At 32.7% G+C, this 17,429-nt stretch carries 21 protein-coding genes; 9 read left to right on the top strand and 12 right to left on the bottom strand.

What is annotated here, in order from left to right; translation table 11 throughout:
• Nucleotides 1-150: 150 nt before the first annotated feature.
• Nucleotides 151-1,140 carry a lipoate--protein ligase gene (gene lplA, locus AC3ASS_RS04660; RefSeq protein WP_488282346.1) on the bottom strand — a complete coding sequence of 330 codons (990 nt, stop codon included), beginning with the start codon at nucleotides 1,138-1,140 and terminating at the stop codon, nucleotides 151-153.
• A 12-nt stretch (nucleotides 1,141-1,152) separates the two neighbouring features.
• Nucleotides 1,153-1,890: an MBL fold metallo-hydrolase gene (locus AC3ASS_RS04655; protein ID WP_488282345.1), complete on the bottom strand. Its 738-nt coding sequence runs from the start codon at nucleotides 1,888-1,890 to the stop codon at nucleotides 1,153-1,155.
• Nucleotides 1,891-2,034: 144 nt separating this feature from the next.
• Between AC3ASS_RS04655 and yhfH the strand changes: the two genes are divergently transcribed.
• Nucleotides 2,035-2,169, top strand: a complete 135-nt coding sequence (yhfH, locus tag AC3ASS_RS04650; protein WP_488282344.1) for a protein YhfH — start codon at nucleotides 2,035-2,037, stop codon at nucleotides 2,167-2,169.
• A gap of 121 nt (nucleotides 2,170-2,290) precedes the next feature.
• Here the strand turns inward: yhfH and hemY are convergent, their stop codons facing one another.
• From hemY to hemE, 3 genes are read right to left on the bottom strand one after another with little or no spacing between them, the layout of a single operon-like run.
• Entirely contained in the window at nucleotides 2,291-3,697 is a 1,407-nt protein-coding gene (gene hemY, locus AC3ASS_RS04645) for a protoporphyrinogen oxidase (protein WP_488282343.1), read from the bottom strand.
• 18 nt (nucleotides 3,698-3,715) lie between these two features.
• Nucleotides 3,716-4,654 carry a ferrochelatase gene (gene hemH / locus AC3ASS_RS04640; protein ID WP_488282342.1) on the bottom strand — a complete coding sequence of 313 codons (939 nt, stop codon included), beginning with the start codon at nucleotides 4,652-4,654 and terminating at the stop codon, nucleotides 3,716-3,718.
• Nucleotides 4,655-4,667: 13 nt separating this feature from the next.
• Nucleotides 4,668-5,705: a uroporphyrinogen decarboxylase gene (gene hemE, locus AC3ASS_RS04635; protein WP_488282341.1), complete on the bottom strand. Its 1,038-nt coding sequence runs from the start codon at nucleotides 5,703-5,705 to the stop codon at nucleotides 4,668-4,670.
• A 191-nt stretch (nucleotides 5,706-5,896) separates the two neighbouring features.
• Here hemE and AC3ASS_RS04630 point away from each other — a divergent pair, with 191 nt between their 5' ends.
• Nucleotides 5,897-6,406: an antibiotic biosynthesis monooxygenase gene (locus AC3ASS_RS04630; RefSeq protein WP_488282340.1), complete on the top strand. Its 510-nt coding sequence runs from the start codon at nucleotides 5,897-5,899 to the stop codon at nucleotides 6,404-6,406.
• A 25-nt stretch (nucleotides 6,407-6,431) separates the two neighbouring features.
• On the opposite strand, the gene AC3ASS_RS04625 is transcribed toward AC3ASS_RS04630, so the two are convergent.
• The 3 genes from AC3ASS_RS04625 to liaF are packed head-to-tail and all read right to left on the bottom strand — an operon-like array spanning nucleotide 6,432 to nucleotide 8,931.
• Nucleotides 6,432-7,079 carry a response regulator transcription factor gene (locus AC3ASS_RS04625; RefSeq protein ID WP_488282339.1) on the bottom strand — a complete coding sequence of 216 codons (648 nt, stop codon included), beginning with the start codon at nucleotides 7,077-7,079 and terminating at the stop codon, nucleotides 6,432-6,434.
• Nucleotides 7,080-8,123, bottom strand: coding sequence for a sensor histidine kinase (locus AC3ASS_RS04620; RefSeq protein WP_488282338.1), 1,044 nt, complete (start codon nucleotides 8,121-8,123; stop codon nucleotides 7,080-7,082).
• Between the two features lie 4 nt (nucleotides 8,124-8,127).
• A complete protein-coding gene (gene liaF / locus AC3ASS_RS04615; protein ID WP_488282337.1) occupies nucleotides 8,128-8,931 on the bottom strand; it encodes a cell wall-active antibiotics response protein LiaF in 804 nt (267 codons plus the stop codon).
• Between the two features lie 324 nt (nucleotides 8,932-9,255).
• On the opposite strand from liaF, the gene AC3ASS_RS04610 reads away from it, so the two are divergent.
• Nucleotides 9,256-10,434, top strand: a complete 1,179-nt coding sequence (locus tag AC3ASS_RS04610; RefSeq protein WP_488282336.1) for a M20 family metallopeptidase — start codon at nucleotides 9,256-9,258, stop codon at nucleotides 10,432-10,434.
• A 143-nt stretch (nucleotides 10,435-10,577) separates the two neighbouring features.
• Here the strand turns inward: AC3ASS_RS04610 and AC3ASS_RS04605 are convergent, their stop codons facing one another.
• From AC3ASS_RS04605 to AC3ASS_RS04595, 3 genes are read right to left on the bottom strand one after another with little or no spacing between them, the layout of a single operon-like run.
• Nucleotides 10,578-11,291 carry an EcsC family protein gene (locus AC3ASS_RS04605; RefSeq protein ID WP_488282348.1) on the bottom strand — a complete coding sequence of 238 codons (714 nt, stop codon included), beginning with the start codon at nucleotides 11,289-11,291 and terminating at the stop codon, nucleotides 10,578-10,580.
• Between the two features lie 22 nt (nucleotides 11,292-11,313).
• Nucleotides 11,314-12,534, bottom strand: coding sequence for an ABC transporter permease (locus AC3ASS_RS04600; RefSeq protein WP_488282335.1), 1,221 nt, complete (start codon nucleotides 12,532-12,534; stop codon nucleotides 11,314-11,316).
• Nucleotides 12,527-13,267, bottom strand: coding sequence for an ABC transporter ATP-binding protein (locus tag AC3ASS_RS04595; protein WP_488282334.1), 741 nt, complete (start codon nucleotides 13,265-13,267; stop codon nucleotides 12,527-12,529). Before AC3ASS_RS04595 ends, AC3ASS_RS04600 begins: the two co-directional genes overlap by 8 nt.
• A 434-nt stretch (nucleotides 13,268-13,701) precedes the next feature.
• Here AC3ASS_RS04595 and AC3ASS_RS04590 point away from each other — a divergent pair, with 434 nt between their 5' ends.
• The 4 genes from AC3ASS_RS04590 to AC3ASS_RS04575 all read left to right on the top strand — a co-directional run bounded on the left by AC3ASS_RS04590 (nucleotide 13,702) and on the right by AC3ASS_RS04575 (nucleotide 16,033).
• Nucleotides 13,702-14,124 carry an HIT family protein gene (locus tag AC3ASS_RS04590; RefSeq protein WP_488282333.1) on the top strand — a complete coding sequence of 141 codons (423 nt, stop codon included), beginning with the start codon at nucleotides 13,702-13,704 and terminating at the stop codon, nucleotides 14,122-14,124.
• Between the two features lie 169 nt (nucleotides 14,125-14,293).
• The gene (locus tag AC3ASS_RS04585; RefSeq protein WP_488282332.1) at nucleotides 14,294-14,803 is read left to right on the top strand and encodes a tryptophan transporter; all 510 of its coding nucleotides are present in this window, start codon (nucleotides 14,294-14,296) and stop codon (nucleotides 14,801-14,803) included.
• Nucleotides 14,804-15,090: 287 nt separating this feature from the next.
• Nucleotides 15,091-15,342, top strand: a complete 252-nt coding sequence (locus AC3ASS_RS04580) for a hypothetical protein (RefSeq protein ID WP_488282331.1) — start codon at nucleotides 15,091-15,093, stop codon at nucleotides 15,340-15,342.
• Nucleotides 15,343-15,457: 115 nt separating this feature from the next.
• Nucleotides 15,458-16,033: an HTH-type transcriptional regulator Hpr gene (locus AC3ASS_RS04575; RefSeq protein WP_488282330.1), complete on the top strand. Its 576-nt coding sequence runs from the start codon at nucleotides 15,458-15,460 to the stop codon at nucleotides 16,031-16,033.
• Here AC3ASS_RS04575 and AC3ASS_RS04570 read toward each other — a convergent pair.
• Nucleotides 16,030-16,365, bottom strand: a complete 336-nt coding sequence (locus AC3ASS_RS04570) for a DUF1878 family protein (protein ID WP_488282329.1) — start codon at nucleotides 16,363-16,365, stop codon at nucleotides 16,030-16,032. The two genes, AC3ASS_RS04575 and AC3ASS_RS04570, sit on opposite strands and share 4 nt — an antisense overlap.
• Before the next feature lie 221 nt (nucleotides 16,366-16,586).
• On the opposite strand from AC3ASS_RS04570, the gene AC3ASS_RS04565 reads away from it, so the two are divergent.
• Both AC3ASS_RS04565 and AC3ASS_RS04560 read left to right on the top strand, forming a co-directional pair.
• The gene (locus tag AC3ASS_RS04565) at nucleotides 16,587-17,141 is read left to right on the top strand and encodes a DUF3267 domain-containing protein (protein ID WP_488282328.1); all 555 of its coding nucleotides are present in this window, start codon (nucleotides 16,587-16,589) and stop codon (nucleotides 17,139-17,141) included.
• A gap of 105 nt (nucleotides 17,142-17,246) precedes the next feature.
• Nucleotides 17,247-17,426, top strand: coding sequence for a hypothetical protein (locus AC3ASS_RS04560; RefSeq protein ID WP_488282347.1), 180 nt, complete (start codon nucleotides 17,247-17,249; stop codon nucleotides 17,424-17,426).
• Nucleotides 17,427-17,429: the final 3 nt, after the last annotated feature.

The raw sequence follows: 17,429 nt of genomic DNA, 5'->3' as shown, positions 1-17,429 counted from the left end.
TTGCCTTTTTTAGAACTTTTGCGGTTTAGAATTTCCAATTCCTTTGATTTTGGTGCTTGACATATTACCGCAGGACTTTGTTACATTCGTACTATTAGGAGAAGGAATTTATGATAAAAAAGTTGCACACCATTGTGTGCAACTTTTTCCTTAGTATACCAGTTGTAAAAAATCTTCTAATGTTATATTTCCAAAATAATGTTTGATATCTACGTCCATTAATGCTTTCTCAATTTCTGAACGCTCATATTTAATTCCTTTTAATCGATCTTCGATGTCTTTCACATCTCCTACACCAAAGAAATCACCATATATTTTACAATTTTCAATAATTCCTTTATTGACTTCTAAGCGAACATCAATTGAGCCAATCGGGAATCTTTGTGAATGTTGATAATTAAATTTTGGTGATTTCCCATAATTCCAATCCCAGTTTTTATATCGTTGTTCAGAGATTTTATGAATTTCTTCCCAATCTTTATCCGTTAATTCGTATGTAGGAATACTTTCTTCTCCTTCAAAGATGTATTGAAGGAGCAACTGTTTAAATTGTTCCATTGTAATTTCTTGATCTAAAAACTCAGAAATATTCGCTACGCGACTACGAATGGATTTAATTCCTTTAGACTCAATTTTTTCTTTTTTTACACGTAAAGCAGAAACTACGTTATCAATTTCAGAATTTAACATTAACGTCCCATGACTAAACATACGACCTCTAGTTGCAAACTGAGCATTTCCAGAAATTTTTCTTCCTTCAACTACGATATCGTTACGACCACTTAATTCAGCATTTACTCCAAGTTTTTTTAATGCACGAATGACCGGTTCGGTAAATTTTCGGAAATTATGAAAACTTTCTCCATCATCTTTTGTAATAAAGCTAAAGTTTAAATTTCCTAAGTCGTGATACACAGCTCCTCCACCAGAAAGTCTGCGAACAACTTTAATATTGTTTTTTTCTACATATTCTGTATTAATTTCCTCAATCGTATTTTGATTTTTCCCAATTATAATTGAGGGTTCATTTATGTAAAATAATAAATACGTTTCATTTATATCTAAATTTTTTAGTGCATATTCTTCAATGGCCAAATTAATGGTTGGATCGGTAATACCTTTATTATCAATAAATAGCATTTTATTTTCCTCCTAGTTAATAGTTAATTGCAATCCCGATTTTGCAAGGAGAACATCTCCTTGGAAATATTTTTTTACTTCTTCTTTCAGTTGTTCAATATTCCCAAAGTGTGGCAAGTGAGTAAGTACTAACTGTTGAACTCCAGCCTTTTCCGCTAATGTTCCTGCATCTTTACTATTCATATGCCCAGCGCTTGTACCATCCATATGTTCATAAAAGTTGCATTCACATAATAACAATTGTGCACCTTTTGTAAACGAAATAAACGATTCTTTAAAAGAACTGTCAGCTGTATAAACCAATGCTTGTCCGCCAGCTTCAATCCTCATCGCATAGCAAGGTACTGGATGATTCGTCTCTAGAAACGAAATTTTGAACGGTCCAACCTCTAATTGTTCCGAAGGATTATAGGCTATCCCTACTGTAACATCTTTATAGGTTAATCGCTCAAAATCAATTTTTTCTTTTGTATGCCCGTAAATCGGTAATGTTTTCTTTTCACCGGATATGTATCTTTGAATGAGAATCGCATGCTGTAAAACCCCAATATCGGCAATATGATCCGCGTGGTAATGAGATATGATAACAGCATCCAGTTGTTCTGGCTTAATATACTCCTGCAACTTCGAAAGCACTCCGCTTCCACAATCAACAAGCAGGTGAAACCCTTCATGTTCAAGTAAATAACCTGTGCTTGCTTCATGAACTTTCGGATATCCACCCCAACAGCCTAATACCGTTATTTTCATTGACACCCCTCCTTTATACCCACTTTTAATATACTCTATTTCGCTTGTTTTTTCACATTTTTCAAATTGTAATAAAACAGTAATGAACATTTTTTAATCTGTTATAGTACAATATATATAACAAAATAGAAAGCAGGTGTATTTATGTATTCAAGTATCGTTGAATTTTTTAAAAATTTACCACCTAAATTGTGTGCGGTTTGTGGAGAAGTCATTGAAGAACAACATGAATGTTACGGAAATCAGTGTCATAAATGTATTGAACTAAAAGATCTATAAATAATTAATGGCGATTTTGCAGCTACAAATTTGTTGATTTTAAACGAAACGACAACCATTATCATTCAAGCCATTAGGTTAAATAAAAAGGCTGTGGATAACCACAGCTTTTTTATTTCAACTACAATTGTAAATATTTCAGTATCTCTTCTTTTGCCTTTATTCCTTGGTTAATACAATCAGGAATTCCTAAACCATCATACGAACTGCCGGCTAAGATAATACCAGGCAAATCGTTTTTCATTTTTTCTCGAATGGTATTTAATCGTGCTTTATGTCCTACCGTATATTGCGGCATTGCATGATTCCAACGCGAAATTACATAAAACTCCGGTTTAGCCTGTAAATTCATAATATTTTTCAAATCTTCTAAAACAATATTTACAATCTCTTCATCTGCTAGATTTACAACTTCTTCATCACCGGCTCTTCCCACATACATACGAATAAGTACTTTTCCTTTTGGTGTAGTATGTGGCCACTTTTTATGAGTCCACGTACATGCCGTAATCGTATAGGAGCTATTTCTAGATACGACAAATCCAGTTCCATTTTCACGTATATTTAAATCTTTTTGGTCAAAAGCCATAGCAACGGTCGCTACAGATGTAGATGGAACATCTTTAAATGAATCAAAATATTCATATTGTGATAACATCATAGGAACAGTGTAATGAGGCGTTGAAATAATTACGCCGTCAGCGATTAATTCTTCTCCTCGGTTAACGACAATTTTATATTGATTATTTTCTTTATATATTTTCTCTACTTTTGTTCCTTTGCGAATCATAGTAGGATCAAGATGGGCTTCAATCGCCTCAACAAATGATTGCAATCCAGTTGTAAAAGTTAAAAACTGTCCTTTTGATTGATTTGGATTGCTATTTCTTTTTGGTGAAGCTTTTCCCATACCAATAATTAAACTTCGATATTTCTTTTCCACTTCATAAAATTGTGGGAACGTAGACATTAAACTTAATTTATCAATATCACCAGCATATATTCCAGATAGGAGTGGCTCAATTAAATTTTCGACTACTTCGCTTCCTAATCTTCTTCTGAAAAAATGACCTAACGACTGATCACCTTTCTCTTTGGAACGAGGTAATATGAAATCTGCCGCAGCTCTTAACTTACCAATTGGTGAAAATAGACCTGATGTAATAAATGGAGTTAATTTTGTTGGTATACCCATAATGGAGCCACCAGGAATCGGATGCAATTTTTCTTTTACTAAAACAAAGGACTGTCCGGTGGCATTATTCACAAGTTTATCGCCCATTCCAACCTCATATGCTAATTGGCTAGCACTTGTTTTTCGCTCTAAAAAGGAATCAGGGCCCCGTTCAATAATGAATCCATCTTTTACTACCGTTTGAATTTTACCACCAAGTCTGTGACTTCCTTCAACTAATAATATCTCAAGAGGCAATTGTTTTTCTTTTATCTCTTTTTGAAGATAAAAAGCGGTGGATAAGCCGGCTATTCCTCCACCGATAATAACTACCCTTTTCTTCCCTACTGACATGGTAATCATCGCCTTCTGTTAATTTGACATTCCAAGTTTCTTTAAAATTACATTTGCAAGTGCATCAATAAACTCATCGTTGGCATTTGGCATTTCCGGACGAAAATAAGAAGCACCTACTTCATCAGTAACCGCCTTACATTCTATATCATTGTCATACAATACTTCTAAATGTTCTGCAACAAATCCAACTGGACAATAAACAAATGCTTTATATCCTTTTTCATTGTATAAATCTCTAGTTAGATCTTGTACATCCGGCCCTAACCAAGGTTCTGGTGTATTTCCTGCACTTTGCCATCCAATTGCATATTCTTTGACACCGGCCTCTTTTGCAATTAGTTCAGCTGTTTCTTCTAATTGTTTCGGATAAGGATCTCCATATTGTAAGATTTTTTCCGGTAAACTATGAGCAGAAAATATAACAATCGCATGTTCGCGTTCTTCTTCGCTCATACGAGCAAACGTCTTTTTCAATTGTTCTGCCCAAAATTGAATAAATTTTGGCTCATCATACCAACTTTCAACAGATGTAATAGTTGGACCGCCTAATTTTTCTGCTTCATCTTTTGCTCTACCATTATAAGATTTTACACTGAATGTTGAAAAATGCGGCGCCAAAACAATGCTGACTGCCTCTTCTAAACCATCACGATGCATATCTTGGACAGCATCTTCAACAAACGGTTCAATATGTTTTAAGCCTAAGTATTTTGTAAATTCAATTTCATCTTGAATTTCATTTAACCTTTTTTCAAGTTTATCGGCTTGCTCTTCAGTAATTTTGGCTAAAGGAGATATACCTCCGATGGCACGATACCTTTCTGTTAAATCTTGAATTAATTCTTCTGAAGGCTTTCTTCCATGACGGATATGTGTGTAATATCTTTCAATATCTTCTTCTTTATATGGCGTTCCGTAAGCCATGACTAAAAGTCCCATTTTCTTTTTGCTCATTGAAGACACCTCATTATTTATTTTGAGAATATTCATGAATAAAAGATGTTAATCTATTTAATGTTTCCGGTTGAACTTCTGGGAAAACCCCATGCCCTAGATTAAAGATAAATCCAGGTCTTTCCATCCCTTCATCCAAGATCCTCTTCACTTGTTTTTCAATGACTTCCCATGGAGCTAATAAATAGGAAGGATCTAAGTTTCCTTGGATCGCTTTTGTTACACCTTTTTCTCTAGCCTCTCGAATAGATAATCGCCAATCAAGCCCAATGACATCTAATGGGAGGTCATTCCATTCCATTGCTAGATGAGTTGCTCCTACTCCATGCATAATAAGTGGTATATTTTCTTTACGAAGTTCTGTAAAAATCTTATTCATCGACGGTTTGATGAACGTACGATAATCATTCGCGTTCAGTGTACCAATCCAAGAATCGAAAATTTGAATAGCACTGGCACCTGCTTTAATTTGCGCTTTTGTATACGTAATAATCATATCACTAAGCTTGTCCATAAGGGCAAACCAAGCATCTTGATCAGAATACATGAAAGCTTTTGTTTTATGATAGTTTCTTGAAGGTCCGCCCTCAATCAAATAACTAGCGATTGTAAATGGTGCACCAGAAAATCCGATAAGAGGTACGGTTAATTGTTCTTCAGTAAGAATTCGGATTGTTTCCAATACATACGGAATATCGTTTTCTGGATCAATGTTCGTTAACTTTTCAACATCTTGTAAAGTACGAATCGGGTTATGGATGACAGGTCCGATTCCTCCTTTAATTTCAACATCTACCCCCATTGCCGGCAGCGGAGTCATAATATCTTTATATAAAATAGCAGCATCGACATTATATTGTTCTACTGGAAGTCTCGTTACATACGCACATAGCTCTGGTTGATGCGTAATTTCAAATAAGGAATATTTTTCTTTTAATGCCCGATATTCTGGTTGTGATCTCCCAGCTTGTCTCATATACCAAACCGGAACATGTTCCGTTTTTTCTCCTCTAGCTGCCCGCAAAAGTGTATCATTTTCTATTTTAGGCATTTATGTACCACCTTTCACATACTTATGTCATTTTAATATATTTTTCATAAAATACAAAAATATTTGCCCCGTCTATTTTATGGTTAAAATATAGCCTTTCCGAATAAAATTGTATAGTATAGTAGGGAAATTGTCATAAAATTGACTGATTTATCTTCTTTATTTTGTCATAAATATTGGGGGAATACAAAATGAACATACATATTACAAGTGGGACATTTCCGTTTATGATGAACATAAAAAAGAAACATCAAAAAAAACATTCCATTATTCTAATGCAAAGCGAAGCGGATACCCTTTTGGTACATGAAACAAATGGAAAATCGATTTTCCAAACACCTAGGTCGTATGAGGTAATTAGTCATATTGGAGTCTTACAGCAAAAAGGATTTTGTGTGATGCACTATATTCCTATTGATGAAGAAGCGATTGATGTTTTTGAATATCGTTTAAAAAATCATTCATTAAATATCGAACTCTTTTATGGCTTCCAAGCCTTTCGGGCACTACGACCAAAAAAAGGAAACACCTACGTGCTAATGTCAGTATGGAAGGATGCCAACGCTTACTCTCTATCGGAAAAATTGTATACATTTCCTGATTCTCTCATTCAAGAATTTAGCCTTCAAATGTTAAAAATGCATAGTCCCACTTATGTAAGAAAATATTGGATTCCTAAAGAAGAAGATTTGGAGAAATAAAAAATAACCGCTTGTAGCTTTGCGGTTATTTTTTATTTGATTTTACTAAGTGATTCCGATTCGCATATATCGCTGCTTGTGTTCGATCGCTTACTCCGAGTTTACTTAAAATATTGCTCACATGAGTTTTCACCGTTTTAATCCCAATAAAAAGTTCTTTACTTATTTCTTGATTTGTCATACCTTCTCCAATGCACATTAAAACTTCCAATTCTCTTTCTGTTAGGTCTTCATGTGGTTTTCTTTCTTTTGTGCGTAGTTTAGTCATCATTTTATTAGCAACTTTTGGTTCAATAACTGACTGATTATTAACTGCTTTATAAACTGCTTCAATCACTTCTTCAGCGCGAGCAGTTTTTAATAAATAGCTAAACGCTCCCGCTTCAATAGCAGGGAATACTGTTTCATCATCATAGTAGCTAGTTATAATAATAATTTTACAATCTGGATAAAATTCCATAATTTCTTTTGTTGCATCAATACCGGTCCCGTTCTCCATTAATAAATCCATTAAGACCACATCCGGCCTTGTTTCACGAACTAATTTTACCGCTTCTTTCCCACTAGAACCTTCTCCAACGATTTCTATTTTATCTTCTGTAATTAAATATGAGATTAATCCCTTTCTAACCATGTCATGATCATCAATGACCGCTACTTTTATTTTGTCCACTTACTTTCTCCCCTTTAATGGAACTCTAATGTCAATATATGTCCCTTCGTTAATTTTTGAGCGAATATTAAATATGCCACCTATTTCTTCGCAACGTTCTCTCATAGTTTTTAACCCATAGGAAGTCAATTTATCTTCCATAAGATTAAATCCTTTTCCATTATCACCAATAAATAAATGTACATATTGTTCCTTTTCGGTCATAGACACCTTAACCAAATTTGCATCTGAATGACGAAGAATGTTGGATAATGCTTCTTGAACGATTCGAAAAAGATGCTCTTCTTGTGCTTTTGAGAGCGCATCAATTTCATCAATACTAGCGTCAAACTGTAAATTTGTTTTCTCTTTTAATTCCCGTAATAATTTGATTAGACCGTCACTTAAAGAATCGTTGCTTAAATCCACTGGTCGTAAATGCAGCAATAACGCTCTCATTTCGCCTTGTGCTTTTGAAGCAATTTCCGCTATTTCCTCCAGCTGTTTTTTTGCCTGTTTTGCGTCAATATCAATTAAGCGTAATGTTGCAGATGATAACATACCAAGAGCAAATAATTGCTGACTAACTGAATCATGTAAATCTCTTGCTAATCGTTGCCTTTCTTCTAAAACCGCAGCAGAATGAGCTTGCTCAGCTAGCGTTGCATTTTCATCTGCTAAGCGTTGCAACGAAGCGACTTGATCTTCAATATATGAAGCCAAGTCATTTAACTCATGAGCTATTAAACCAATATCATCATTTTCTTTCACTTCAATTCGTTCCGAAAATTTCCCTCTTCTTAATGTAGAAACAAACGTTAATAAGTCCCCCATTCGACTTTTAAAAATTTCGCTTCCTCTTAATCCAAAATAAAGGGTAGTTCCAATCGATAGTAAAAACAAATAGATAGATATATAGGTAACTGCTGTTATCGTTATGGATTTCGGAGAAAAAACGGTCATAAATAATTGCATACTAACAAAGAACAGTAAGCTAATAATGAATCCCGTTGCAATATAATGCTTTACAAACCATAATCGTAAACTAATAAATGAATTTTTCATAAATCTACACCCTATCTATACGGATGGAACCGATACTTAGTTTTACTCTTATATGAATCTTTCTTGTAGCTTCTTCGTAATCCGGTGAAATATAAGTTACCCAATCCCCTCTTCCAATTTGATCATACGATTCTTTAAATAATTTAATATCACCAATAGAATTAAATGCTTCTATTTTAACTGGAACATCCTCAGGCAAAATGATTTTCACATCACCTATTCTACCCTTAATAAATACAGGTGTTTCTTGATCAGGGATAAACGCTTTACTGAAATCAATGTAATAATTCCCAACGGCATTTACAAGATTCATTGGTTCTAATGACCAGTTAGATTTTTTAAATTCAAAATTTCCAACTAAGACATTTTTTCCTTGTGAGTTTTTTTGATCCCAATCCATATCTGAATGAAAGTGTTGACTACCATTTTCCGAACTATAGGTGTATGTCAAAATTTTGGGTGACTTTTTTTTCTTTTTAAATAATAATTTTTTCACACCAATGTATATAAAAATCAAAGGCCATAAACTCCAAAAGTCTGAAAAATGAAAGGTCAATATTCCATTGTCATCCAATATTAAGAGGCTGGAGAAAACAGTCAAAAATAATCCGAAAAATAGTCTTGAAGATGAATGCATTTTTAACGATTGTATTAATAAAATTACACCTAATAAAAGAAATACGTATGGGTAAAACAAATCAAGAAAACTTTGGAATTCAAGAGAAACGACACCTAAGTTTATTAATAAAAGAATGACACCAATTCCAAGTAAAATACATGCGACAACTATTTGTGAGGCTGTTCTCATTTATTAGTCCCTTCTTTCTTTGAGCTAACTTTAATATAAATATACTGGAGAAGAATACACGTGAAAACTTCGCACGGGACGATATATTCTCCGTCTAGAGACTGATTTTTCGATTTTATATTTTTGTACACATAAAAAATAGGATGTAAGATTTTCCAAATTAATGTTTTGCTATAAAAATATATTTGTAATAGATTATAACTAAGCTAATTTTTTCGAATGATGAAATAAATTTGAATTGATGAAAACTTTTGATTATACTGTTTCTTTATAAAGTGTACTATGAAAATATAAAAATTGTAATATATCGAGGTGAATAATTTTATGTTTAATAAGCTAAATGAAAAACTTCAAAACTATTACGAAGAAATGGTTCACATTCGAAGATATTTGCATCAGCATCCCGAGCTTTCCTTCCAAGAGTTCAAAACTGCTGCCTACATAGCTGACTATTATCGAAATCTTGGAGTGGAAGTGCAAACAAATGTTGGAGGGAATGGAGTTGTTGCAAAAATTAAAGGGAAACATCCAGGAAAAACAGTCGCTTTACGAGCAGATTTTGATGCACTTCCTATTCAAGATGAAAAAGATGTTCCATACAAATCAACAGTTCCTGGAGTCATGCATGCTTGTGGACACGATGGCCATACAGCTACATTGTTAGTTCTTGCAAAAGTGTTACATGAACTTAGAGATGAACTAAAAGGAGAATATGTGTTAATCCATCAACATGCAGAAGAATATGCTCCTGGTGGGGCTATTACGATGATAGAAGATGGTTGTTTAAATGGAGTAGATGTAATATTCGGAACCCACCTATGGGCGACAGAACCAACAGGTACAATTCAGTATCGAGTTGGTCCGATTATGGCTGCTGCTGACCGATTCGAGATTACCATTCAAGGAAAAGGTGGTCACGGAGCACAACCACACCGAACCAAAGATGCCATCGTTTGCGCTTCACAACTCGTTGTAAATTTACAACAAATCGTTAGCAGAAAAGTAAATCCTATTGATTCAGCAGTTGTTTCCATTGGTTCGTTTGTTTCCGATAACGCATTTAATGTTATAGCTGATAAGGCTAAATTAATTGGAACAGTTCGAACATTTAACGAGGAGATAAGAAACTTTATTGAAAAAGATATTGAACGTATCGTTCAAGGTACATGTATGACGAATGATTGCAGCTATGAATATTTATATGATCGTGGTTATCCAGCCGTTGTTAATCATAAGGAAGAAACCGAATTTTTAGCAGAGGTAGCTGGAACCATTGATGGAGTTAAAACGGTAGAAGAAGCTGAACCTCAAATGGGAGGAGAAGATTTTGCCTATTATCTTCAACATGTAAAAGGTGCGTTTTTCTTTACAGGAGCAAAACCAGTGAATGAAAATGATGCCTATCCGCATCACCATCCAAAATTTGATATCGATGAAAAAGCAATGCTTATTGCAGCAAAAACATTAGGAAAAGCAGCTATCGAATATCAAAATATTAAGTAATATAATATCAGCCTAGCGTAAATGGCCACAAATTTAAGGAATACAATTTGAGGGGTGAAAGAACCCTATTGGAAAAGGGTGAGCAGTTCTATACAACTCACCCTTTATTTTCTATAATAAAAACACTTTTATTCCAATCTCTTTTAGCTAATTCTTTGAAAATATTTGATTCTATATGCATAAATAGCTGTTTCTCCCAAAGTATCCAACAATTTGTAGTTCGCATATGCCCCTACTGCAGCTCCAATCCCTGGCATTAATTGCAACATTTTCGCTAAATCAATATAATCCCGGTATTCTTGCTGAACTACTTGCCAATCAATTTCTTTTTTATCGATCGGTAATTGTTCCCAGTGACAAATTTTGTTTAACGTCTCTTTCTTTTTTTCATAACTGGAAAAGGCTAATAAGAAAACATGCAATAAAAATAGTTTCTCTTCCCTTTTATTGAGTGGGCAGTTATGAATAGCGGCTACATCATGTAAAAATTTCATTTTAATCGATAACAATAGCGGAAAATCAGCCAGTCCAAGGAGGATCCCTCCAGCTCCTGTCCCTGCTCCCTCAACTACAGCCGTTTTTCGATAAGTTTCTAATTTTTCTTTAATGACACGTTCCCTTTCTTCCAGAGAAAGCAAAAAATCACTCTTTTTTGAGATTAAATACGCTCCAGACAAAACAGCTTCTATCATATTTTTAATACTTGAAGCAATAAACTCATGAACTTTTTCAGGAATTTTTTCATTTATTTTTGTTTGTGTTTTTTTCGCAAATCGATTAAACATCCCTGGTTTTTTTAATATTTTCTTTTTCCAAATTTCAGTTTCAATACGGACTTTTTGTTCATAAGCATTCATCAATGATTCACTCAATTCTTCTTTATTCTTGAATCGTCCATTTTCGAAGTGTTGATGAGCTAACGACATTAACAAAAAAGTAAGTAAACATTCCTCCTATAAGAAGCATTACCAATCCATCTACAGTTTTTCCAAACAATGCAGTTATCAAACTAAATATCACACTTTGACATAATCCAATATATAGTATGATGCGTAGGAATGATTGTTGGCGAATTTTGTGATCGACAGGATAAATTTGAATCCAAATGATATAATCGTAAATTTTCCACATACTTAATAATTGAAATTCAGTCAAATATAAAAATAACAAACCAATGAACCAACTTGCGATATTCCATTGAACGATAGCCATCAATAAACTACCGATTACCGTTAATCTAACAACTAAGCTGAAATAATCTCCATTTCTAACAAAAGATCGCAAATATAAAAAAGTATAGGTACTTTCTTTATTAAAACGGATTGGGGACAGTATAAAATCTGCCCATTTTCTTCGTTTAATTTTATTTTTCATCTTAGGAACATCAGTAAATAAATTTGCCAGTCGATAAAAGTTCGCCATTTTCTTTTCATCGATCGATATTAATTTTATCCAATGCAAACTTTTATTTTTTGATTGCCAATAAAAATATAACGAATATGCGATTAATATCAATAAAATGATCCAAACGAATAAGATGTTTGAATTTTGCAAAAGCATAAACACAATCGTGCCGTTTAATAATAGGCGAATGATAAAATCCCATAAACTTGTGAAACCATCTTTGTCAAAATCGACCCAAAATTTAGTTAATAAATTTATGCCTTTGATGAAGACGATTATAGTTAATAATATTGGTGTGCTAACAGTAAGGTCTATCGTCTTATAGAATAAAGGAGCCCCAATTAAAAACACGATTAACAAAGAATAAGATTGTAAAATGAAACTTAAAAGAAAACATCGAATAAAATATGGCCTCATTTTCGTTTCATAAGGGAGTAAAAAGACTTGATCGGCTTCCTGCAAAAATGTTGTAACCGTTCCTTTCGTTAATAAATACGAAAATATAGGAATAAAAATCCATTCGGAAGGGAATTCATTAGAAATATTATCTACCCATTGTTGATAATAATAAGCTCCGGCACCTAAAGCAATGATTAATACAAAAAGTAAATGGCCGTTTAGCATATAGCGTAAATATTTGCTTATTTCTTTCAAACGTTGGGTACATCTTTTTCTCCATAACTCTTTACTATTCATTAACATCTTCCTTTGTTAATTGAACATATATATCGTCCAAATTAGCATTTCTCATTCCAAATTGATGTCTTAAATTGTCCAATGTACCGCTTGCAATGACTTGTCCATTATGTAAGATGATAAATCGATCACAATAACGTTCAGCTGTCGCTAAAATATGGGTAGACATTAAAATGCCAGAACCAGACCTTTTCATTTGATTCATCAATTGAAGTAATGATTGAATGGCTAATGGATCTAATCCAACAAATGGTTCATCAATGATATATAGAGATGGTTGTACTAAAAAGGCTGACATAATCATTACTTTTTGTTTCATCCCTTTGGAAAAATGAGAAGGAAACCATTTTAGTCTTTTTTCCATTCGAAATTCTTTTATTAATGACGTCATTCTTTTTTCATACTGTTCCTCTTCTAATCCATAAGCCATAGCTGTTAATTTCAAATGTTCTTCTAATGTAAGTTCTTCATATAGTATGGGAGTTTCAGGAATATAACTAAATTGCTTTCGATATTCATTACGGTTCTCATGAAAAGTTATCCCATTAATTGCGATGTTCCCTTTTTTTGGTTCCATTAAGCCTATAATATGTTTAATTGTTGTGCTCTTACCAGCACCATTTAACCCGATTAATGCAACTATTTCTCCATTATTTACTTCAAAAGAAACATCTTTTAATACAGGTGTCCTTGTATATCCCCCTGTTAATGAATCAATTTTCAATAAGCTCATATTCATACTCCTTTAACAATCACTAACTCACTAGCTTTATTTTAACAAAGAATGGATATAAGAAAAAATATTAACAAAATGAAGATTGTGCATATTTCAGAAACCATTGGACAATATAATTATCGAAGGGGACTACAAAGAAAAACGGGGGTGTCTGTTAAAGACAAACACCGTTAGAAATGAAGAGGAAAGGCCTCGTTTCAAAATTGAGGTATTCATTAAAGATCATCAATAAATTCGTTTAACAATTAGAAAACGAATGGGGATGATCAGCTTGAATAGTATAACCTCTTCTCACTCATTTATGAGAATGTAAGGCCCCTTCACACGGGCAAGGTTTGTTATAGATAACAGACCTTGCCCTTTTCTTTCTTTTCCGAGCTATTTAATTTATGATAAAATGACACTAATAATGAATGAAAGGATGGGACAAGATGAGTGATTGTATCTTTTGCAAAATTATAAAGGGGGAAATTCCTTCTGCAAAAGTGTTTGAAAACGATGATGTCGTTGCTTTTCTTGATATTAGTCAAGTGACTAAAGGACATACGCTTGTCATCCCGAAAGTACATAAAGAAAATATTTTTGAATTAACTCCAGAAATTGCTTCAAAGTTATTTGAAGTTGTTCCAGAAATTAGCAATGCCATTAAAAAAGCATACAATCCAATTGGATTAAATTTATTAAATAACAACGGGGAGAAAGCTGGTCAGTCAGTCTTCCACTACCATTTACATATTATTCCTCGCTACGGAGAAGGCGACGGCTTTGGAGCTGTGTGGAAAACTCACGAGAATGATTATTCCCCTCAAGATCTACAAAATATTGCAGAATACATACGGAGTCAAATGTCATAACGGATTAGATGAATCTAGTCCGTTTTTTTATTGATGAAATTTTCAAATATTTTCACTAGGCAGATGTTTAATCATATGATAAGATATACACAATCACTTTTCTCGCTTTAGGCCAGAGGGCACTAAAGGAGTAGTTGAGTTTAGAAAGTTTAGAAGAGGAGAGATGAGGATGCAAACAAAAAATATTGTTTTACTTGCATTATTTGTAGGGATTGGAACAGTGCTACATGCAGTTGTTCCAGGAATTTATTTAGGAATGAAACCCGATTTTAGTTTGACGATGATGTTTTTAGGGATTATTTTATTCCCGGACCGACGATATGTACTACTTCTAACGTTAGCAACTGGTATTATCTCTGGATTGACGACAACATTTCCAGGGGGATTTGTACCAAATATCATTGATAAATTCATTACAGGTTTTGCCTTTTTCACGATAGTTACTTTCATTCATAAATACAAAAATATTATAAGTTACTCCGTATTTACGGCAATCGGAACTTTAATTTCCGGAACAGTCTTTTTAAGTTCCGCATTTCTTATAGTAGGATTACCTGGACCGTTTGTTGCCCTTTTTACATCTGTTGTTTTACCGGCAGTTGTTTTTAACGTAATAGCGTTTGTCATCATTTATCCGATTGTCACACAACTCGCAAAAAGGATGAATTTTGCTTTATAAATAAAATGTGACCTGGTTCTCTCTTAGAATCAGGTCTTTTTAATTGAATACAAATCGATCTTTGAATTATAAAATGGCCCCTATAAAATGAAAAAATATCTATAAATGCAATCCGCTTTATTAATTCTGCTAACTACTTACATCCCAAAAATTATTTCTTCTTTTCTTCCCCTCCTTATTAAATATCTTTAAATGAATGAAAACATTTTTCTTTCTTAAAAATAAAAAAAGGAATTTAAAAAAATATGTAGAAATTTGTAAAACAAAATAATATGAGGTGAAGGAAAGTGAAATTTAAATCATTTCTGTATGGCGCATTGTTTGGCATTATCGTTGGTTCTTCCACCGCCCTATTAACAAGTCCAAAATCCGGGAAAGAGTGGAGAGATTTGATGTTAAATTTAGGAGGAGACACTACCAAGATAAACAAAAAATTATTAACAAAGAAAAAAAACCCATCCATCCAACTGAAAAACGAGTTGAAAAAAATTGAAATTGCTATCAATGAGCTTGAAGATCATTTTATTGAATCAAGGTAACAATTCGATAAATTTTTTTACCATATAATTTCAAAAAATTTTGTAAATTACTATTTATAATTTTTTGTTTTATTGGCATAATAATAGATATATATATTTAAAGAAGGTGAAAAATGTGTCTGAAAAAAACATTTCGAAAAAAGAAGCTCTTTTATTTAGCCAACGAATTGCACAACTTGGGAAAGCGCTATGGAAGTCGGTCGAAAAGGATTGGCAACAATGGATCAAACAATATGACTTAAATATAAACGAACACCATATTTTATGGATCGCTTACCATTTAAAAGGTGCATCTATTTCAGACGTCGCTAAATTTGGAGTGATGCATGTTTCTACTGCTTTTAACTTCTCGAAAAAACTTGAAGAGCGGGGATTATTAACATTTTCAAAAAAGGAAAATGATAAACGAAATACTTATGTCGAATTAACTGAAGAAGGAGAAAAAATCCTCCTACACTTAATTGAACAATACAATCCAGAAGAAAACTCTGTATTTAGCGGAGCTATTCCTTTGAAAAAAATGTATGGGAAATTCCCGGAATTTTTAGAATTAATGGCAATCGTAAGAAATATTTATGGAAACGATTTTATGGAAATTTTTGAAAAGGCATTCAGTAACATAGAAAATGAATTTGTAGAAACTGAAGAAGGTTTAATAAAAAAAGAAAATTCAGAGAAAAAAACAGTTTAACATGATAATAGTTTTTTAAATTGTTCCATCAAATCTATGTACATTTTTTGCTGAAGACATGCTTCTACAGTTTCTTTTACTTTCAATTTAGAGTTTAATTGTTTAGTAAATTCATCTAATAGCGGATGAAAATAAACAAAACCTTCCGCTCTTTGTTCCTCCATTTTCTTGTTCAAAATTTCACAAAGTTCATGGAATTCTTGAACCTCTTCTTCAGACAAATCGTTTAAAATAATTAATTTTGTAAATGGTTCGTTGCTATATGTAAGCATGTTTATCATTAAACGTTGATGATATTGTATTCGCTCTAATTTCTTCAATAATTCATCCATTACAGAGTCCCTTCCTCCTAATTACTTATACAAACATTTCGCATTGGAATAGAATTTTCCTTCTTTTTATTTCTAAATAATTTCTACATTACTCAACATTTTAGTATGTTACGAAATTCGATGATATTCAACTATAAATCTTATTTTCTTCTATTGATTTTTCTAGACGTTCGTAATAAAGTATGTAAGTAAGTTTTTTACCTAAAAAGGATGGAATATTTATGAATTGCTGGAAATCATTTAACGTTGAAAAGCAATATGGTGAAAAATTCTTTGTTATCATGTCTTTCATCGTTATTTTGGGGAGTTTTATTTTACTATATGTACCTATACTAATACTTTTTGGAGAAAAACCATTATATGATAATCATTTATTTTTCTTTATTCTAAGTTTTTTAGCCATTTATCCGGTTCATAAATGTTTTCACTTTTTGCCACTAGTGATTACTAGACATAAATTTATCATTCAATGGAAAACTATTGCATATATATTTCCACAAATAACGATTATTATAAAGGAACCGGTAAAAAAAGGTAATTACGTCATTTCCTTAATTTGTCCATTTATTATTCTAAATGCTGTTATTTTTACTGGAATAACTTTATTTCCTCACTATGTTCATTATTTTACGATATTGTTATCTTTTCATCTTGGAATTTGCTTTACTGATTTTGTATATTTAAAGTATTTAGTAAAAAGTCCAGCAAATTGTTTCATTGAAGAAAGTGCAGACGGATATTCGATATTAACGGAAAAAAAAGCATCCTTGTCATAAGGGTGCTTGTTCCGTAATTTTATATTTTCTAAAAAAAGCATCTATGATAACCAATGAATTTTTGGTATCTTATGTTTAGGGGATCGTTAGGAGGAAGTAACATTGATTGTTTACTTATTTATTATTTTTGCGGTATTTGTCATATATAATATTAATAGATTAACAAATTCGCTTTGTATCCAAAAAGAAATCCCAGAGGATCGTCAACCAAAAGTTTTTCGTACGATCAATATTTTAGTTATGATTTTATTAATCTCGTCATATGTTGAAATATTATATACATAATAA

It is taken from the genome of Bacillus sp. JST-5 (assembly GCF_057747715.1).
Note: the sequence above shows the minus strand (reverse complement) of the source record. Positions and strands in the feature narration are given on the sequence as shown.